Origin of the sequence: Sphingomonas lacusdianchii, from assembly GCF_022664395.1 — a bacterium.
GTDB lineage: Bacteria > Pseudomonadota > Alphaproteobacteria > Sphingomonadales > Sphingomonadaceae > Sphingomonas > Sphingomonas lacusdianchii.
The window spans coordinates 24,187-40,117 of record NZ_JAKRET010000006.1; the positions used below are offsets into that span (position 1 = coordinate 24,187).

Below are 15,931 nucleotides of genomic sequence, written 5' to 3' on the forward strand. Positions count from 1 at the left end.
GCTGAGTATAGACTAAGCGAAGTCGAAGGCCCGTATCGAAGCACCGACCCCACACCGTCCTTCGATACGCCCTTTCGACAGCTCAATGGTTACTGAGGACGAACGGACCGCACCGCAAAAACAGATCACTCGTCCGTCCGTATCTTCACCTTGTTCGGCAAGTCCTTCCCCTTGGTCCGCCGCGAAGGCACCTGCACCGGGTTCTTCTTCTTCCAGTCCCCCCAGCGCTTCGGGCCTTCGGGGGTATCGATGATCGTATCGTCGTCCATCACGCTATCCAAAACGAAAAGGGGCGGCGGATCAACGACCCGCCGCCCCGTTCTTTCCAGCTCGGAAACGATCAGCCGACCGTCCACGCCCCGTCGATCCGTGCCAGCGCGCCCTGCTGGTTCCCTTCGCGCAGGGTTTCCGGCAGCAGCGCTTCCGGGAAGTCCTGATACGACACCGGCCGCAGGAAGCGGTGGATGGCGAGCGTGCCGACCGAGGTCGTGCGCCCGTCCGACGTCGCCGGGAACGGCCCGCCATGGACCATCGCATGGCCCACTTCGACGCCGGTCGGCCAGCCATTGCACAGGATGCGGCCGACGGTGCGTTCCAGCACCGGGATCAGCTTGCGCGCATCCTCATAATCGCCCTCGTCGATCTGCAGCGTCGCGGTCAGCTGCCCTTCCAGCTTCGACAGCACCTCGACCAGTTCGTCGGCGCTCGCGCACTTCACGACCATCGACGACATGCCGAACACTTCGTGCGCATGCGCCGGATCGGCGATGAAGTCCTTGCCCGACACGGCGAAGATCGCCGCGCGGCCACGGGTCGGGCCTTCCGGTGCCTGACCTTCGCCGACCAGCGTCACCGCCGGGCTCGACGCCAGCTTGGCGCGGCCTTCCTCGAACGCCTTGTGGATGCCGTCGCTCAGCATCACCTGTGCCGGCGTGCCGAGCAGCGCGTCACCCGCGATGTCGAGGAACGCGTCGAGTTCCGGCCCGTCGATGCCGAGCACCAGGCCCGGATTGGTGCAGAACTGGCCCGCACCCATGCTGAGCGACCCGACATAGCCCTTGGCCAATGCTTCGCCGCGGTTCTTGAGCGCCTCGGGCATCAGCACGACCGGGTTGATCGAGGACATCTCGGCATAGACCGGGATCGGCTGCGGGCGTTCCTGCGCGACCTTCATCAGCGCGGTGCCGCCGCTGCGCGAGCCGGTGAAGCCGACCGCCTGCACCCGCGGATCGGCGACCAGCGTCGTGCCGATCACCTGGCCCGACCCCGACACCATCGAGAACACGCCATCGGGCATGCCGGTCTTTTCCGCCGCGCGGATGATCGCCAGCGCGACCAGTTCGGCGGTGCCCGGATGCGCCTGATGCGCCTTCACGATCACCGGACAGCCGGCCGCCAGTGCCGACGCGGTGTCACCACCGGCGGTCGAGAAGGCGAGCGGGAAGTTCGACGCGCCGAACACCACCACCGGGCCGACCGGAATGGTGCGCAGCCGCAGGTCGGGCTTGGGCACCGGGGCACGCGCCGGGTCGGCATGATCGATGCGCAGCTGCTGCCACGCGCCGTCGCGCACTTCCTTGGCGAACAGGCGGAGCTGGCCACAGGTACGGCCACGCTCGCCGGTCAGGCGCGCGGTCGGCAGGCCGGTTTCGCGGCTGCCACGTTCGATCAGCTCGTCGCCCAGCGCCTCGATCTCGTCGGCGATCGCGTCGAGGAAGCCGGCACGCGCTTCGAGCGGCAGCGCGGCATAGATCGGGAACGCTTCGGCCGCGCGGGCGCAGGCCTCTTCCGCGTCTTCCTTGGTACCCTTCGAAAAACCTTCGCCGAACAGCGCGCCGGTCGCGGGGTCATAGGCCTGGAACAGATCGTCGCGGGCAACCCGCTTGGATCCCAGGAACAGTTCGCCGGTGATCGTCATGTGCATCCTCTTGGGCTGATAGCGTTGGCGCGGGAGATAGGGATTGATAGCGCTAACGTAAAGGCGACTCGCATATTACTCCGACAATCTATGCGGCGAATAAGCGGCCGGGTCGACCCCTTGCGGCACATTGCCGCGTCCGAGCAGCGCCGCGCAAAGCTGCGCGGCGGCGGGCGCGGTCTGAATGCCGAAGCCGCCCTGCCCTGCGCACCAGAAAAAGCCGGGAATGTCCCTGTCGAAGCCATAGACCGGCAACCGGTCGGGCGCGAAGCTGCGCAAGCCGGCCCAGCGCCGTTCGACCGCCTCGACCCGCCAGTCGACCGCTGCCTCGAACCGGTCGATCGCCAGTGCGACGTCGATCTCTTCGGGTGCGACGTCGTGCGGACGGTCGGGCGTCTCGTCGTGCGGCGACAACCAAAGTCGCCCGCCCGGCTCGGGCTTGAAATAAAAACCGCCCGCCGCGTCGATCACCAGCGGCAGGTCCGGCGATGCCGGCGGATCGACCCGCACCTGCACCACCGTCCGGCGATAGGGCCGGATGCCCAGCGGCACCGCCCCGAACAACGCGGCAACCTCGTCCGCCCATGCCCCTGCGGCGTTGACAACGATATCGGAAATGATCGCGCCCGCCGCCGTGTCGAGTTCCCAGCCGTCCCCGGTCCTCCGCGTCCCGGTCAGCCGCGCATCGCACCGTAGCTTCACGCCACCGCGCCGCGCCTTGGCAAGATAGGCGGCGTGCAACGCGCCGACATCGATATCGGCGCAGCCCGGCGACCATAGCCCATGCCACAGGCCGCGCAGTCCCGGCACCACGCCGTGCGGATCGCGCCGCTCGATCGGCACGCCGCTGTTCGCGAAATCCTGCGCCAGAGCGTCCAGCACCGCCGGATCGCGCGCCAGCAGCAACTCGCCCCGCGTTCGCAGGAAACTCCGTTCGGCGAAATCGGCGGGCGGGGCGTGCAGCAGCGGCCCCGATGCGGTCGTCAGCGGCTGGACCAGCGGCCCGCCATAGGTTTCCGACCAGAATGCCGCCGAACGTCCGGTCGCGTGATAACCCGGCTGTGCCTCCGCCTCCAGCAACACCACATCGTCGTGCGGCGCCAGTTCGGCAGCAAGGCTCGCTCCCGCCATCCCCGCGCCGATGATCGCCACCCGCCGCCGCGTCATGCATGCGTCCGGTGCGGCGCGGGCGCGCGGGCGTCGAGGAAGGTGTCGATCGCCGCAATGGCTTTGCTGCGCACCGGATCGGCCTCGCGCAAAATCTCGTGCGCCGACTCCGCACCGAAGCGCAGCAGTTCGATATCGGCCAGTCGCCCGGCAATCTCGATCGCGGCGCGCGGATCGACCAGCGCATCGGTGTCGGCGACCAGCATCTGCACCGGCACCCGCGTCTCCGCCAGCCGCGGGTCGCTGCGCAGTTCGCGGGTCGACCGGAACGCATCGATCACCCAACGCCAGCTCGGCGGGCCGGTATGGTGCGACGGATTGGCGCTGTGCCACCACAATTCGTCGGCATAGCGCGCCGGGTCGTGGGTCAGCATCGCCTCGCGCGGACGCATGGTGTGCGGGCGTTCATTGCCCTTCCATGCCGGCCTGAACGGGCTGCCCATCGCGCCCAGCACCCGCGCCATCCGCTCGCCGAAGCGCGGCCCAATCGGCGAGCGCAGCCCCAGCATCGGCGCCACCAGCACGCACGCCGCCGGATCGATCCGCCGTTCGACCACGGCACGCAGCGCCAGATGCCCGCCCATCGAATGGCCGATGATCGCGCGCGGCCCGGTGGCATCCCACTGGTTCCAAAAGGCGGTCAGGTCGTCGAGATAGGTTTCGAACCGGTCGATATCGCCGCAATCGCCCGCCGGGGTGCAGCGGCCCGACCCACCCTGCCCGCGCCAGTCGAAGGCAGTGACGCTCCATCCGCGGACATGCCAATGGGCGAAGGCCTCGAGATATTTCTCGAACACGTCGCCGCGCCCCGTCTGGAACAGCAAGGCTCCGCGCGGCCGGACATTGGGGGGCGCCCCCCAGTCGAACCGGCGATGCGCCCAGCCATCGGGGGCATGCCATGTCGTAATGGCGGCGGCGGCGGGAATCGCGCGACGATACAGGGCGTGGGCGGCCATGGGTTCGGTTACGGTTTCGCAACCCCTTACGTCTAGTCTTAACGACATGGAGGGAAATCTCGTTCCGTGGCTGGCCTTCGCGCTCGTCCTGCTGCTGGCAGCGGCGGGGATCGAGGATGCGCGCACCCGCGAAATCGCCAACTGGAAGAATGCGGCGATCGCGCTGCTCGCGCCCCTGTGGTGGTGGGCCAACGACCTGTCGGGCATCGACATGGCGTGGCAGGCGGGCGTAGCGCTCGCCGTCTTCGCCCTGTTCGTCGCGGCCTATGCCGCCGGACAGATGGGCGGCGGCGACGTGAAGCTCATCGGCGCGCTGGCGCTGTGGCTGCCGCCGGGTGCCGTGCTGTCGATGCTGCTGGTCATGTCGCTGCTGGGCGGTGCGCTGACGATCCTGTTCCTGATCGATCGCTGGTGGCGTCGCGACCGCCAACTACCGGAAATTCCCTACGGTATCGCCATCGCCCTTGCGGGCATGCTGGCAGTTGCGAACCCGATCTTAACCCATTCCGGTCATCTTTGACCACGAATCAAACCGGCCAGACGAACTGAAAGGCCAACGAGGTCATGGACTCACGCAAATTGTTCCTGTTGGCCGGCGCACTGGTCATCGCCGCGATGACGGCGTTGATGGCGCGCAGCCTGATGGCCGGGGCAGCGGCACCGGTCGCGGCTGCGAACACGCCTGCCGAAGCGCCGATCGATGGTCCCCGCGTACTGGTCGCGACCAAGGCGCTGCCGGTCGGCACGATCATCGATGCCGCCGCGCTGCGGTTTCAGCCTTGGCCGAAGGAACTGGTCGAGAACGCCTATTTCCTCGAATCCTCGCCCGACTCGCGCAGCCTGGTCGGCACCGTCGTCCGCTTCGCGATCCCCGCCGGACAGCCGATCACCCAGGGTTCGCTGGTGAAGCCCGGCGACCGCGGGTTCCTGGCGGCGGCACTCGGGCCGGGCATGCGCGCGGTGACCGTCCCGGTATCGGCGCAAAGCGCGGTCGCGGGCTTCGTCTTTCCGGGCGACCGGGTCGACCTCGTACTGACCCAGACGGTGGAGGGCGGCGGCGACGGCCCGCCGCTGAAGGCGTCGGAGACGTTCCTGCGCAACCTGCGCGTGCTGGCGACCGACCAGCGCACCGACAAGAACAGCGACGATCAGGGCCAAACTGTCGTATCGACCTATTCGACCGTCACCGTCGAAGCGACACCGCGCATCGCCGAAAAGATCGCGGTCGCGCAGACCGTGGGCACGCTGTCGCTGTCGCTGCGCTCGATCGCCGACAACAAGTCCGAACTCGAGGAAGCGATCGCCAGCGGCGACGTCCAGCTGCCCGCCAATGGCGATGCGAAAGCGGAAAAGGCCGCGCTCGACCGGATCGCCAGCCGTCCGCTCGATGGCCCGTCGACCTTCTCGACCGGTGCCGACGTATCGCGGTTCCAGCGCAGCTCGGTTCCCGGCAAGGGCACCGACAACGCCAACAGCGCGGGGGGCGGCACCATGACCGTCGCGGCCGGCCCCGCGTCCGGCGCTCCATCCGCGGCGCCGATATCGCGCGGTCCCACGGTGCGGATCACCCGCGGCAACGATGTGACCGACGTGTCGGTCGGGGGGAACAAGTAATGCCTGCCATCTGCCTGTTCCAGCGATCGCTGGCGGCGACGCTGTCGATCGCGCTGGTCGCCGGACCCGCGCTGCCCGCCGCTGCCGCTCCGGCACCCGAGGCGCGCGGCGTCCGCGCCGCCCGCATCGGCACGCCCGCCGCCGGCACGCAGCGGCCGACCACCGACGTGCAGCTCTCGATCGGCCAGGGTGAACTCATTACCCTTCCCGGTAGCGTCGTCGATGTGTGGGTATCGAATCCGGCGGTCGCGGACGTCTATGTCGGCAACCCGCGACAGATCCATCTGTTCGGCAAGGCCGATGGCGAGGCGACGGTCTTCGCCACCAACGCCAGCGGTGCGGTCGTCTATTCGGCCAATGTCCGCGTCGGCCAGAACCTGACCTCGCTCGACCGGATGCTCAAGGCGGCGATGCCCGAGGCCGATATCCGCGTGACCACCGTCGGCCAGCTGGCGGTGCTCAACGGCACCATCGCCTCGCCCGCCGACAGCGCACAGGCCGAGCGGCTAGTGCTCACCCTGCTCAACCCGGGCGTATCGACCACCGATCCGAACGCGCTCCTGAAGATCGGCGTCGTCAACCGGCTGAAGCTGGCGACCCCGTTGCAGGTCAATCTGCAGGTCCGCATCGCCGAGGTCAGCCGCAGCTTCGTTAAGAATATCGGCGTCAACCTGACCTCGCGCGACAGTTCGGGCGGGTTCCTGTTCGGCGTTGCCCAGGGGCGGCAGGGCACGATCACGACCGTTCCGGGCACGCCGACCAACACCGGACCGGTCGACGTCAACGGCGCGCGTCCAGGCAGCACGCTGTTCGGCTTCCCGAGCAAGGGTGCGACCGGCACCACCCTGAACCTCGCCGGCCGCCTCCTCGGTCTCGAACTGCTCGGTGCGCTCGACCTCGGCGAACGGATCGGACAGGTGACGACGCTCGCCAATCCGAACCTGACCGCCCTGTCGGGGGAAACCGGGTCGTTCCTCGCCGGCGGGGAAATCCCCATCCCGATCGCGCAGGGACTGGGCGCGGTATCGGTCGAATACAAGCAATATGGCGTCAGCCTCGCCTACACCCCGACCGTCCTGTCCGATGGCCGCATCTCGCTGCGCGTCCGGCCCGAAGTGTCGCAGCTCTCGGCCGCCGGATCGGTGCAGCTGAACGGTACGACCATCCCGGCGCTCAGCACCCGCCGCGCCGAAACCACGGTCGAACTGGGATCGGGGCAGAGCATGATGATCGGCGGCCTGCTGTCGAACAGCCATGACAATTCGATCGAGAAGGCGCCGGGCCTCGGCGATCTGCCGATCTTGGGCTCGCTGTTCCGTTCGAACGGCTTCAGCCGCAACGAAACTGAACTCGTCATCGTCATCACCCCCTATCTGGTGAAGCCGGTCGACAGCCAGTCGCGCATCGCGCTGCCTACCGATGCCTATTCCGCCCCCGGCGATATCGAACGCGTATTGGTGGGCCAGTTGCAGGGGCAGCGCCGCCCGGATCCGCGTCCGGTGCCGACCATGGCGCCACAGCCGGCGGCGCGGCCGTCGATCGGCCTGACCGCGCCGGTGCCGGTGACGCCCGCCGCCGAAACCGGCGACCCCGTCCCGCCCGCCCCGCGCAAGGGCAGCCGCAAGGCCGAACCGGTCGCCCCCGGCTTCAGCATCCAGTGAGGCACGCTTCGATGACCCTCCTCCGCATCCTCGCACTCGGCACCGCCATCGCCGTCGCCGGCTGTTCCGGCACCGTCAATCGCGGCGTCGAATCGGTGCATCAGCCGGTGGTGACTCGCGCCGCCTATGCCTTCGACGTCGCCGCCGGTCCCGGCGGCCTCGCCCCTGGCGAACGTGCCCGCCTCGCCGGCTGGCTCGAAACGATGCGGCTGCGCTATGGCGACGAGATCGGCATCGATGGCGGCGATGGCGCGGTACAGGCCGATGTCGCGGCGGAGGCCGCGCGGGTCGGGCTGTTGCTGGCCGACAGCGTTCCCCCGACGCCGGGCGCGATTGCGCCGGGCACCGTGCGCGTCGTCGTGTCGCGCATGACCGCATCGGTACCGGGTTGCCCCGACAACTCGCGTACCTATCAGCCGAATTTCGACGCCCATACCTCGTCCGATTTCGGCTGCGCCATCAATGCCAACCTCGCGGCGATGGTCGCCCGCCCCGGCGACCTCGTCCTCGGTCAATCGGCGCCGGGCACCACCGACACGATGGTCAACAGCAAGGCGGTGGGCGCACTGCGCCGCGCCGCGCCCAGCGGCAATGGCGGACAGGTCACCAACAGCGTCGGCAGCGCCAACAGCGCTAGCGGCAGCGGCGGCAGCGGCGGATCGGGCGGGAGCAGCAACTGATGAACGCACCCTTCTCCCTCGGCAAGACGACACAGCGCGAGCCGTTCGTCGCCTTTGTCTGCGACGAATTCTCCGCCGACACGCTGCGCTCCGTCGCCACCGAACATGGCTGGCCGATCGAAAAGGTCCTGAAAGGCGGGCTGCGCAACGCGGTGCAGACGCTGGCGGTGTCGACCAGCCCCAACGTCCTGTTCGTCGACCTGTCCGAATCGGGCGATCCGCTGAACGACATCAACGGTCTGGCCGAAGTGTGCGAACCCGGCACGATCGTGATCGCCACCGGGCAGGTCAACGACGTCCGCCTGTACCGCGACCTCGTCGCCAGCGGCATTCATGATTATCTGCTGAAGCCGCTGCATCCCGACATGGTGCGCGATTCGATCCTGCAGGCGCATGCGCTGCTCAACGCGCCGAAGGCCGTCGAAGCGACCGTCGAACGCCCGCACTGCGCGACGGCGGTCATCGGCACGCGGGGCGGTGCGGGCGCATCGACCGTGGCGACCTCGCTCGCGTGGCTGATGGGCGAACAGGAAAAGCGGAGCACCGCGCTTCTCGACCTCGACGTCCACTTCGGCACCGGCGCGCTGGCGCTCGACCTCGAACCCGGTCGGGGTCTCACCGACGCGATCGAAAATCCCAGCCGCATCGACGGGCTGTTCATCGAGCGCGCGATGGTGCGCGCCGGCGAACGGCTGTCGGTGCTGTCGGCCGAAGCGCCGATCAACGCCCCGATCGAAACCGACGGCAGCGCCTTCTACCAGTTGCAGGAGGAGATGCGGAACGCGTTCGAATGCACGATCGTCGATCTGCCGCGGACGATGCTGGTCAACCATCCGCATCTGATCGAGGAAGTGCAGACCGCGGTCATCGTTACCGAAATGACGCTGGCGGCGGCGCGCGACACCATCCGGTTGCTGTCGTGGTTCCGCTCCAACGCTCCGCACGTAAAGGTCGTGCTGTTCGCCAACCGCGTCCACCCCGCAGGCGCGCAGGAGATCAGCCGCAAGGATTTCGAGGGGTCGATCGAACGCAAGCTCGACTTCGCCATGGCGTTCGACGGCAAGCTGGCGGCACAGTCGGCCAAGCTCGGCAAGCCGCTGGCCGAGGCGGCGAAGGGCAATCGCGCCATCGCGCCGCTGGCCGATCTGGCGCGACATCTGTGCCGCCTGACCGAGGACCAGGACGACGGCGCCGCCGCCGATCCGGGCAAGGGTGGTACGTCGCTGGTCGGCAAGCTCGCCAAGTTGCGCGCGCGCCTGCCGGTCAAGGCGAAGAAATAGGGGCGCGGGCGCGGCGATGGCGATCCTGCCGATCCTGCTACTGGGCATGGGCGCGCTGCTCGCGCTGGCGATGCTCGCGCTCGCCTTTTCCGGTCCGTCGGGCGAACGCGCCCGCAACCGCCGGCTGCTCGCCGTGCGCGAACGCCATTCCTCCTCCGCCAGTACGACGGCGATGGAGGCGCAGATGCGCCGCATCGGCAACCGCAACGCCACGCGTGGCGACCGCGCCGCCGCCCGACTGCTCCCCAATGTCGAACGGCTGCAACTGCGGCTGCAACGCACCGGTCGCAACTGGACCCTCGCCCAATATGGACAGGCGACGCTGGGCGTGACCATCGTCCTGTTCGGTTATCTGTGGTTCCAGGGACTGCCGGTCCTGATGGCGTTGCTGATGGCGCTGTCGGTCGGGCTCGGCCTGCCGCATCTGGTCGTCAGCTATTTCATCAAGCGCCGCATCGCGCGTTTCACCGCGAAATTCCCCGATGCGATCGAACTGCTGGTCCGGGGACTTCGCTCCGGCCTGCCGATCACCGAGACGATCACCGTCGTCGGTCAGGAGATCGATGGCCCGGTCGGCGAGGAATTCCGCATGGTCAGCGACCGGATGAAGATTGGCCGCACGCTCGACGCCGCGTTGCAGGAAACCGCCGATCGGCTCGGCACCCCCGAATTCCAGTTCTTCATGATAACCATCGCCATCCAGCGCGAAACCGGCGGCAATCTTGCCGAAACGCTCGCCAATCTCGCCGACGTGCTGCGCAAGCGCGCGCAGATGAAGCTGAAGATCAAGGCGATGTCGTCCGAATCCAAGGCTTCGGCCTATATCGTCGGGTCGCTGCCGTTCATCGTCTTCGCACTGATCTGGACCATCAACGGCCGCTACATGCAGAGTTTCTTCGTCGATCCGCGGCTGATGATGATCGGCGCCGGCGGCGTGCTGTGGATGGCGATCGGCGCGTTCATCATGTCCAGAATGGTCAATTTCGAGATTTGATGCGATGCTGACTGGCCCCGCCCCGTCCCTGTTGGGTTTCGACGCCGCCAGCGTCGCGACGATCCTGTCGGGCATCGCCGTCCTGTCGATGCTGGTCGCCCTCTATGTCGCGACATCGGTCCGCGATCCGATGGCGCGCCGGGTCAAGGCGCTGAACGACCGCCGCGAACAGCTGAAGGCCGGCATCACCGCCTCGACCAGCAAGCGTCGCGCCAAGCTGGTGCAGAAGAACGAGGCGACCGATCGCATTCGCGACCTGCTCGTCTCGATGAAGGTGTTGCAGGATTCGCAGCTCAAGGCGGCGCAGCTCAAACTGATGCAGGCCGGCATCCGGTCGAAGGACTGGGCGGTCGCCGTCATCTTCGGCCGGCTGATGCTGCCGATCCTGTTCGGGCTGCCGATGACCTATATCGTCTATGGCACCGACAGTTTCGCCGACTGGTCGCCGCTCAAGGCCTATGCCCTTGTCGCCGGCACGCTGATCCTCGCCTACAAGGCGCCCGATATCTATCTCAAGAACCGCATCACCAAACGCTCGGACGCGATCCGCAAGGGGCTGCCCGACGCGCTCGACCTGCTGGTCATCTGTGCCGAGGCCGGGTTGACCGTCGATGCCGCCTTCACCCGCGTCTCGCGCGAACTGGGTCGCGCCTATCCCGAACTGGGCGAGGAATTCTCCCTCACCGCAATCGAGCTGGGGTTCCTGACCGAACGGCGCCAGGCGTTCGAAAACCTCGCGCTGCGCATCAATCTGGATGCGGTGAAGGGCGTGGTGACGACCATGATCCAGACCGAGAAATACGGCACCCCGCTCGCCAGCGCGCTACGCGTCCTCTCCGCCGAATTCCGCAACGAACGCATGATGCGCGCCGAGGAGAAGGCGGCTCGACTGCCCGCGATCATGACCGTGCCGCTGATCCTGTTCATCCTGCCGACGCTGTTCGTCGTCATCCTCGGCCCCGCCGCCTGCAGCATCAGCGACGCGTTCAGCAAATAGCGCGGCCGGGCAGCTGCGGAACGCCGCCCCCGCCCGACCGTTGTCGCCCCGTAATCACCGAAGGGGCCCGCACATGCTGTTCCAGACGCCGACCCAATTCGCGGTTCTCGCGCTCGTCCTTCTCGCCGGCTGGTTCTTCGGCCTCGCCTCCTCTTCGGGCGGCAAGAAATGGAAGCAGCGCTTCCGCGACGAGGAAGCAGCGCACAAGGCGTATCGCGCCGAGGTCGCGAGCGACCTCAAGACCCGCGATGCGCGGTTGCAGGAAGTCGAGGCCGAACGCGACCGTCTGCTCAAGGACCGCACCACCGCGACGACCGCCTCCACCGCAGCCGCGGCGACCGGGGCGGCGGCAGCGAGCACCGGCCATGGCAGCGGCTTCTTCGGCTGGGGTCGCGACAATCTGTCGCGCATCCGCGGCATCGACGCCGACCTCGAACACGCCCTCGGCCAGCGCGGCATCAAGACCTATCGCGCGATCGAGGGCTTGAGCGAAGCCGACGAACGCGCGCTGGAGGATGATCTACGCCTGCGCCCCGGCACCATCGACGCCGAGCATTGGCGCGAACAGGCGGCGATGCTGCGCGAAGGACGCGACGACGATCACCATGGCCGCTGGGGCTGAGGCCCAGCGACCCGAATTCATCGGTACCTTTACGACTGGTCCGGTGCCGCGCAGTTTTGCGCGGCCATCGCCTCACGCGCGTCATAGGCCTGCTGGGCAGCCGTCACTGCGCCGATGCGTTGTTCGGACCAGGTCATCAACGCCCGCAACGCATCGATCAGTTCGCCGCCCAGCGGCGCGATCGCATAGCTGACACTGACCGGTTTGGTGGCGACGACATGCCGCGTCACCAGCCCGTCGCGTTCCAGCGTCCGCAACGTCTGGCTCAGCATCTTCTGCGAAACGCCTGCAATCCGCCGCTTCAGGTCGTTGAACCGCCACGGCCGCTCGCCCAGCAACAACAGTACCAGCACGCTCCATTTGTCGCCGACCCGGTCGAGCAACAGCCGCGTCGGACAATCGGCGGCGAACACGTCGCCCTTCGGAAAGGCGGTTTCCGTCAGGATACCGGGTATCGGAAAAGTACCGTCTTGCGTCATTGGTATCGACATAGCACCTAGTATCCATCGGTTACCATAGGAGACTAGAGATGAGAGTTGTGGTACTGGGCGCGAGCGGCAATGCGGGATCCGAAATCGTCCGCGAACTGGCGCGTCGGGGGCATGACGTCCGCGCGATCGCGCGCAAGCCGGACGCGATCCCCGATCTGCCGCAGGTGACGCGAATGGCGGGCGATGCGCACGATCCCGCGGCGCTTGCGGTGCTGCTCTCCGGCACCGATGCCGTCATCAGTGCGCTGCATTTCGACGTCACCGCCGACACCTTGCTTACGGCGTTGCGGCAGGCGGGGGTCGGTCGGCTGCTCGTTACCGGCGGCGCCGCCAGCCTCGAAGTCGCACCCGGCGTTCGCCTGATCGACTCGCCCGACTTCCCGGCCGAATGGCGCACGTTCGCGATGGGCGGCATCGCCTTTCTCGACGCGCTGCGGTCGGTCGAGGATATTGACTGGACCTTCTTCTCGCCCGCCGCGCTGTTCGAGGCTGGCGAGCGCACCGGCCAGTACCGGCTCGGTACCGACAGGCTGCTCACCGACGATGCCGGGGTCAGCCGGATCAGCTTCGCCGACTATGCCATCGCAATGGTCGACGAACTAGAGGCGCATCGCCACCCCCGCGCCCGCTTCACCGCCGCCTATTGAAGTTGCCACCCGCCCCGGTTCCGGCCGGGGCGGGTAGCGATCAGAACGTCACCCACTCCGGACCGCCGGGGAACACCACATCCTCGACCTTGTCGCCGATCTTGGTGAGTGCCAGCAGCAGCGCGAGCACGACGATCAGGTCGAACACGATCACCGCGCCCCAGACGAACGCCGGGTGGAACGGGCCGATCCGGTCATAGCCGTCCTTCGTCACCCGTGCCGCATCGTTCGTCATACGCTTCTCACTTCTGCAATGCGGCCTGTGCCGCCGCCAATCGGGCGATCGGCACGCGGTACGGGCTGGCCGATACATAGTCGAGCCCGACCTTTTCGCAGAAGGCGATCGACGCCGGATCGCCGCCATGCTCGCCGCAAATCCCCAGCTTGATCTCGGGCCGCGTCTTGCGCCCGCGCTCGGCGGCCAGTTCGATCAGTTCGCCCACGCCCTCGACATCGAGCGAGACGAACGGGTCGCGCGCGTAGATGCCCTTTTCGACATAGGCGCCGAGGAAGCGGCTGGCATCGTCGCGGCTGACGCCCAGCGTCGTCTGGGTCAAATCGTTGGTCCCGAACGAGAAGAACTGCCCGGCCTCGGCGATTTCCCCGGCCTTCAGCGCGGCGCGCGGCAGTTCGATCATCGTGCCGACCAGATATTCGATCGTCCGCCCCTTGTCGGCGAACACCGCCTGCGCCGCCTTGTCGACGACCGTCTTCATCAGTTCCAGCTCGCGCTTGGTGCCGACCAGCGGGATCATCACCTCCGGGATCGGCGCCTCGCCCGACTTCTCGGCGACGATCACCGCCGCTTCGAAGATCGCGCGTGCCTGCATCTCGTAGATTTCGGGATAGGTCACGCCCAGCCGGCAACCGCGATGGCCGAGCATCGGGTTGAATTCGTGCAGTTCGGCCGCGCGGCGCTTCAACTGCTCGACCTCGATCCCCGCCGCCTGCGCCACTTCGGCGAACTCGGCCTCTTCATGCGGCAGGAATTCGTGAAGCGGCGGATCGAGCAGGCGGATGGTGCAGGGCAGCCCGACCATCACCTCGAAAATCTCGACGAAATCGCTGCGCTGTTCGGGCAGCAGCTTGTCGAGCGCCACCCGCCGCCCGGCCTCATCCTCCGCCAGGATCATCTGCCGCACGGCGGTGATCCGCGACTGTTCGAAGAACATATGCTCGGTGCGACACAGCCCGATGCCTTCCGCGCCAAAATCGCGCGCGGTGCGGCAGTCGAGCGGGGTTTCGGCGTTGGTCCGCACCTTCAGGCGGCGGACGCCATCGGCCCATTCCATCAGCGTGCCGAAATCGCCGGCCAGTTCGGGCTGCACCGTGGCGACGGCACCCGCCATCACCTCACCGGTGGCACCATCGATGGTGACGATATCGCCCTCGCGAATTTCGCGGCCGGCGACCTTCATCACGCCTGCCTTGGCATCGATCGAGATGCTGCCCGCGCCCGATACGCACGGGCGGCCCATGCCGCGCGCCACGACCGCCGCGTGGCTGGTCATGCCGCCGCGCGCGGTCAGGATGCCGCGCGCCGCATGCATGCCGTGAATATCCTCCGGCGAAGTTTCGGTGCGGATCAGGATCACCGCGTCGCCGGCATTGGCGCGCCGTTCCGCCGTATCGCTGTCGAACACCGCGATGCCGCTGGCCGCACCCGGCGAGGCCGGCAGCCCCTTGGTCAGCACGTCGCGCGCCGCCTTGGGATCGAGCGTCGGGTGGAGCAACTGGTCGAGCGCCTGCGGATCGACGCGGGCGATCGCTTCCTCGCGCGAAATCAGCCCTTCCTCGGCCATGTCGACCGCGATCTTCAGCGCGGCCTTGGCGGTGCGCTTGCCCGACCGGGTCTGCAGCATCCACAGCTTGCCCTGCTGCACCGTGAATTCGATGTCCTGCATGTCGCGGTAATGCCGCTCCAGCCGGTCGAACACCGCCGCCAGTTCGGCGTACGCGTCGGGCATCGCCTCTTCCATCGACAGCGGCTTGGCGTTCGCTGCCGCACGCGCCGCGGTGGTCAGGTACTGCGGCGTGCGGATGCCCGCGACCACGTCCTCGCCCTGCGCGTTGATGAGGAATTCGCCATAATAGGCATTGTCGCCGGTCGACGGATCGCGCGTGAACGCGACGCCGGTGGCCGACGTGTCGCCCATATTGCCGAACACCATCGCCTGCACGTTGACCGCGGTGCCCCAGTCGCCCGGAATGTCATTCAACCGGCGATAGACCTTCGCGCGGTCCGCCTGCCACGATCCGAACACCGCACCGATCGCGCCCCATAGCTGGTCATGGACGTCCTGCGGGAACGGCTTGCCCCACAGTTCGACGACAATGTCCTTGTATTGCGCGACCAGCGCGCGCCAGTCATCGGCGGTCAGGTCGGTGTCGAGATAATAGCCGCGATCTTCCTTCGCGATTTCCAGTGCTTCCTCGAACCGGCCATGGTCGAGTTCGAGCACCACGTCCGAATACATCTGGATGAAACGGCGATAGCTGTCCCATGCGAAGCGCGCATCGTCCGACACGGTCGCCAGCCCCTCGACCGTCTGATCGTTCAGGCCGAGGTTCAGCACCGTGTCCATCATGCCCGGCATCGAGATGCGCGCGCCCGAGCGGACCGATACCAGCAGCGGATCGGTGGCGTCACCGAAACGCTTGCCGGTCACACCCTCGATATGAGCGATGCCGGTCTTCACCTCGTCGCGGACGCTCTCCGGAAAGGTCTCGCCCTCCTCGTAATAGCGCGTGCACATGGTCGTCGCGATGGTGAAGCCCGGCGGCACCGGCAACCCGATCGACGCCATTTCGGCGAGGTTCGCGCCCTTGCCGCCCAGCAACACCTTGTCGCCCGATCCGCCGTCCGAAACCCCGCCGCCGAAGCGATAGACATATTGCGTCATT

At 67.5% G+C, this 15,931-nt stretch carries 16 protein-coding genes; 9 read left to right on the plus strand and 7 right to left on the minus strand.

Annotated features, from left to right (window positions below; all coding sequences use genetic code 11):
- Window positions 1-125: 125 nt before the first annotated feature.
- From MF607_RS09680 to MF607_RS09695, 4 genes are all read right to left on the minus strand, one after another.
- The gene (locus tag MF607_RS09680) at window positions 126-356 is read right to left on the minus strand and encodes a hypothetical protein (RefSeq protein WP_242118021.1); all 231 of its coding nucleotides are present in this window, start codon (window positions 354-356) and stop codon (window positions 126-128) included.
- Window positions 341-1,918 carry an aldehyde dehydrogenase (NADP(+)) gene (locus MF607_RS09685; RefSeq protein ID WP_242118475.1) on the minus strand — a complete coding sequence of 526 codons (1,578 nt, stop codon included), beginning with the start codon at window positions 1,916-1,918 and terminating at the stop codon, window positions 341-343. The genes MF607_RS09680 and MF607_RS09685 overlap by 16 nt, the downstream gene beginning before the upstream one ends.
- A gap of 75 nt (window positions 1,919-1,993) precedes the next feature.
- Entirely contained in the window at window positions 1,994-3,085 is a 1,092-nt protein-coding gene (locus MF607_RS09690; protein WP_242118023.1) for an NAD(P)/FAD-dependent oxidoreductase, read from the minus strand.
- Entirely contained in the window at window positions 3,082-4,041 is a 960-nt protein-coding gene (locus tag MF607_RS09695; RefSeq protein WP_242118025.1) for an alpha/beta fold hydrolase, read from the minus strand. Before MF607_RS09695 ends, MF607_RS09690 begins: the two co-directional genes overlap by 4 nt.
- Window positions 4,042-4,087: 46 nt before the next feature.
- On the opposite strand from MF607_RS09695, the gene MF607_RS09700 reads away from it, so the two are divergent.
- From MF607_RS09700 to MF607_RS09735, 8 genes are all read left to right on the plus strand, one after another.
- Window positions 4,088-4,561 carry an A24 family peptidase gene (locus tag MF607_RS09700; protein WP_242118028.1) on the plus strand — a complete coding sequence of 158 codons (474 nt, stop codon included), beginning with the start codon at window positions 4,088-4,090 and terminating at the stop codon, window positions 4,559-4,561.
- A 44-nt stretch (window positions 4,562-4,605) separates the two neighbouring features.
- The gene (cpaB, locus tag MF607_RS09705; RefSeq protein ID WP_242118031.1) at window positions 4,606-5,655 is read left to right on the plus strand and encodes a Flp pilus assembly protein CpaB; all 1,050 of its coding nucleotides are present in this window, start codon (window positions 4,606-4,608) and stop codon (window positions 5,653-5,655) included.
- Complete coding sequence (locus MF607_RS09710) at window positions 5,655-7,316, plus strand: type II and III secretion system protein family protein (RefSeq protein ID WP_242118033.1); 1,662 nt, start codon at window positions 5,655-5,657, stop codon at window positions 7,314-7,316. Before cpaB ends, MF607_RS09710 begins: the two co-directional genes overlap by 1 nt.
- An 11-nt stretch (window positions 7,317-7,327) precedes the next feature.
- Window positions 7,328-7,996, plus strand: coding sequence for a CpaD family pilus assembly lipoprotein (locus MF607_RS09715; protein WP_242118035.1), 669 nt, complete (start codon window positions 7,328-7,330; stop codon window positions 7,994-7,996).
- Window positions 7,996-9,276 carry a P-loop NTPase family protein gene (locus MF607_RS09720; RefSeq protein ID WP_242118036.1) on the plus strand — a complete coding sequence of 427 codons (1,281 nt, stop codon included), beginning with the start codon at window positions 7,996-7,998 and terminating at the stop codon, window positions 9,274-9,276. The genes MF607_RS09715 and MF607_RS09720 overlap by 1 nt, the downstream gene beginning before the upstream one ends.
- 16 nt (window positions 9,277-9,292) lie before the next feature.
- The gene (locus tag MF607_RS09725) at window positions 9,293-10,270 is read left to right on the plus strand and encodes a type II secretion system F family protein (protein WP_242118039.1); all 978 of its coding nucleotides are present in this window, start codon (window positions 9,293-9,295) and stop codon (window positions 10,268-10,270) included.
- Window positions 10,271-10,274: 4 nt separating this feature from the next.
- Complete coding sequence (locus MF607_RS09730; RefSeq protein ID WP_242118040.1) at window positions 10,275-11,267, plus strand: type II secretion system F family protein; 993 nt, start codon at window positions 10,275-10,277, stop codon at window positions 11,265-11,267.
- A 73-nt stretch (window positions 11,268-11,340) separates the two neighbouring features.
- Window positions 11,341-11,889, plus strand: coding sequence for a hypothetical protein (locus tag MF607_RS09735; RefSeq protein ID WP_242118042.1), 549 nt, complete (start codon window positions 11,341-11,343; stop codon window positions 11,887-11,889).
- 29 nt (window positions 11,890-11,918) lie between these two features.
- On the opposite strand, the gene MF607_RS09740 is transcribed toward MF607_RS09735, so the two are convergent.
- Window positions 11,919-12,368 carry a winged helix-turn-helix transcriptional regulator gene (locus tag MF607_RS09740; protein ID WP_242118044.1) on the minus strand — a complete coding sequence of 150 codons (450 nt, stop codon included), beginning with the start codon at window positions 12,366-12,368 and terminating at the stop codon, window positions 11,919-11,921.
- Window positions 12,369-12,418: 50 nt separating this feature from the next.
- Between MF607_RS09740 and MF607_RS09745 the strand changes: the two genes are divergently transcribed.
- A complete protein-coding gene (locus MF607_RS09745) occupies window positions 12,419-13,027 on the plus strand; it encodes an NAD(P)-dependent oxidoreductase (RefSeq protein WP_242118047.1) in 609 nt (202 codons plus the stop codon).
- A gap of 40 nt (window positions 13,028-13,067) precedes the next feature.
- On the opposite strand, the gene MF607_RS09750 is transcribed toward MF607_RS09745, so the two are convergent.
- Both MF607_RS09750 and ppdK read right to left on the minus strand, forming a co-directional pair.
- Window positions 13,068-13,262 (minus strand): hypothetical protein, encoded by a 195-nt coding sequence (locus MF607_RS09750; protein ID WP_242118049.1) that lies wholly within the window; start codon window positions 13,260-13,262, stop codon window positions 13,068-13,070.
- 7 nt (window positions 13,263-13,269) lie between these two features.
- Complete coding sequence (ppdK, locus tag MF607_RS09755; RefSeq protein ID WP_242118051.1) at window positions 13,270-15,930, minus strand: pyruvate, phosphate dikinase; 2,661 nt, start codon at window positions 15,928-15,930, stop codon at window positions 13,270-13,272.
- Window position 15,931: the final 1 nt, after the last annotated feature.

What these genes read in the sequence shown, in the direction of transcription:
- MF607_RS09685 (WP_242118475.1), bottom strand. Translation starts at nt 1,918, where the DNA reads ATGACGATCACCGGCGAACTGTTCCTGGGATCCAAGCGGGTTGCCCGC.
- MF607_RS09690 (WP_242118023.1), bottom strand. Translation starts at nt 3,085, where the DNA reads ATGACGCGGCGGCGGGTGGCGATCATCGGCGCGGGGATGGCGGGAGCG.
- MF607_RS09695 (WP_242118025.1), bottom strand. Translation starts at nt 4,041, where the DNA reads ATGGCCGCCCACGCCCTGTATCGTCGCGCGATTCCCGCCGCCGCCGCC.
- MF607_RS09700 (WP_242118028.1), top strand. Translation starts at nt 4,088, where the DNA reads ATGGAGGGAAATCTCGTTCCGTGGCTGGCCTTCGCGCTCGTCCTGCTG.
- cpaB (WP_242118031.1), top strand. Translation starts at nt 4,606, where the DNA reads ATGGACTCACGCAAATTGTTCCTGTTGGCCGGCGCACTGGTCATCGCC.
- MF607_RS09710 (WP_242118033.1), top strand. Translation starts at nt 5,655, where the DNA reads ATGCCTGCCATCTGCCTGTTCCAGCGATCGCTGGCGGCGACGCTGTCG.
- MF607_RS09715 (WP_242118035.1), top strand. Translation starts at nt 7,328, where the DNA reads ATGACCCTCCTCCGCATCCTCGCACTCGGCACCGCCATCGCCGTCGCC.
- MF607_RS09720 (WP_242118036.1), top strand. Translation starts at nt 7,996, where the DNA reads ATGAACGCACCCTTCTCCCTCGGCAAGACGACACAGCGCGAGCCGTTC.
- MF607_RS09725 (WP_242118039.1), top strand. Translation starts at nt 9,293, where the DNA reads ATGGCGATCCTGCCGATCCTGCTACTGGGCATGGGCGCGCTGCTCGCG.
- MF607_RS09730 (WP_242118040.1), top strand. Translation starts at nt 10,275, where the DNA reads ATGCTGACTGGCCCCGCCCCGTCCCTGTTGGGTTTCGACGCCGCCAGC.
- MF607_RS09735 (WP_242118042.1), top strand. Translation starts at nt 11,341, where the DNA reads ATGCTGTTCCAGACGCCGACCCAATTCGCGGTTCTCGCGCTCGTCCTT.
- MF607_RS09740 (WP_242118044.1), bottom strand. Translation starts at nt 12,368, where the DNA reads ATGACGCAAGACGGTACTTTTCCGATACCCGGTATCCTGACGGAAACC.
- MF607_RS09745 (WP_242118047.1), top strand. Translation starts at nt 12,419, where the DNA reads ATGAGAGTTGTGGTACTGGGCGCGAGCGGCAATGCGGGATCCGAAATC.
- MF607_RS09750 (WP_242118049.1), bottom strand. Translation starts at nt 13,262, where the DNA reads ATGACGAACGATGCGGCACGGGTGACGAAGGACGGCTATGACCGGATC.
- ppdK (WP_242118051.1), bottom strand. Translation starts at nt 15,930, where the DNA reads ATGACGCAATATGTCTATCGCTTCGGCGGCGGGGTTTCGGACGGCGGA.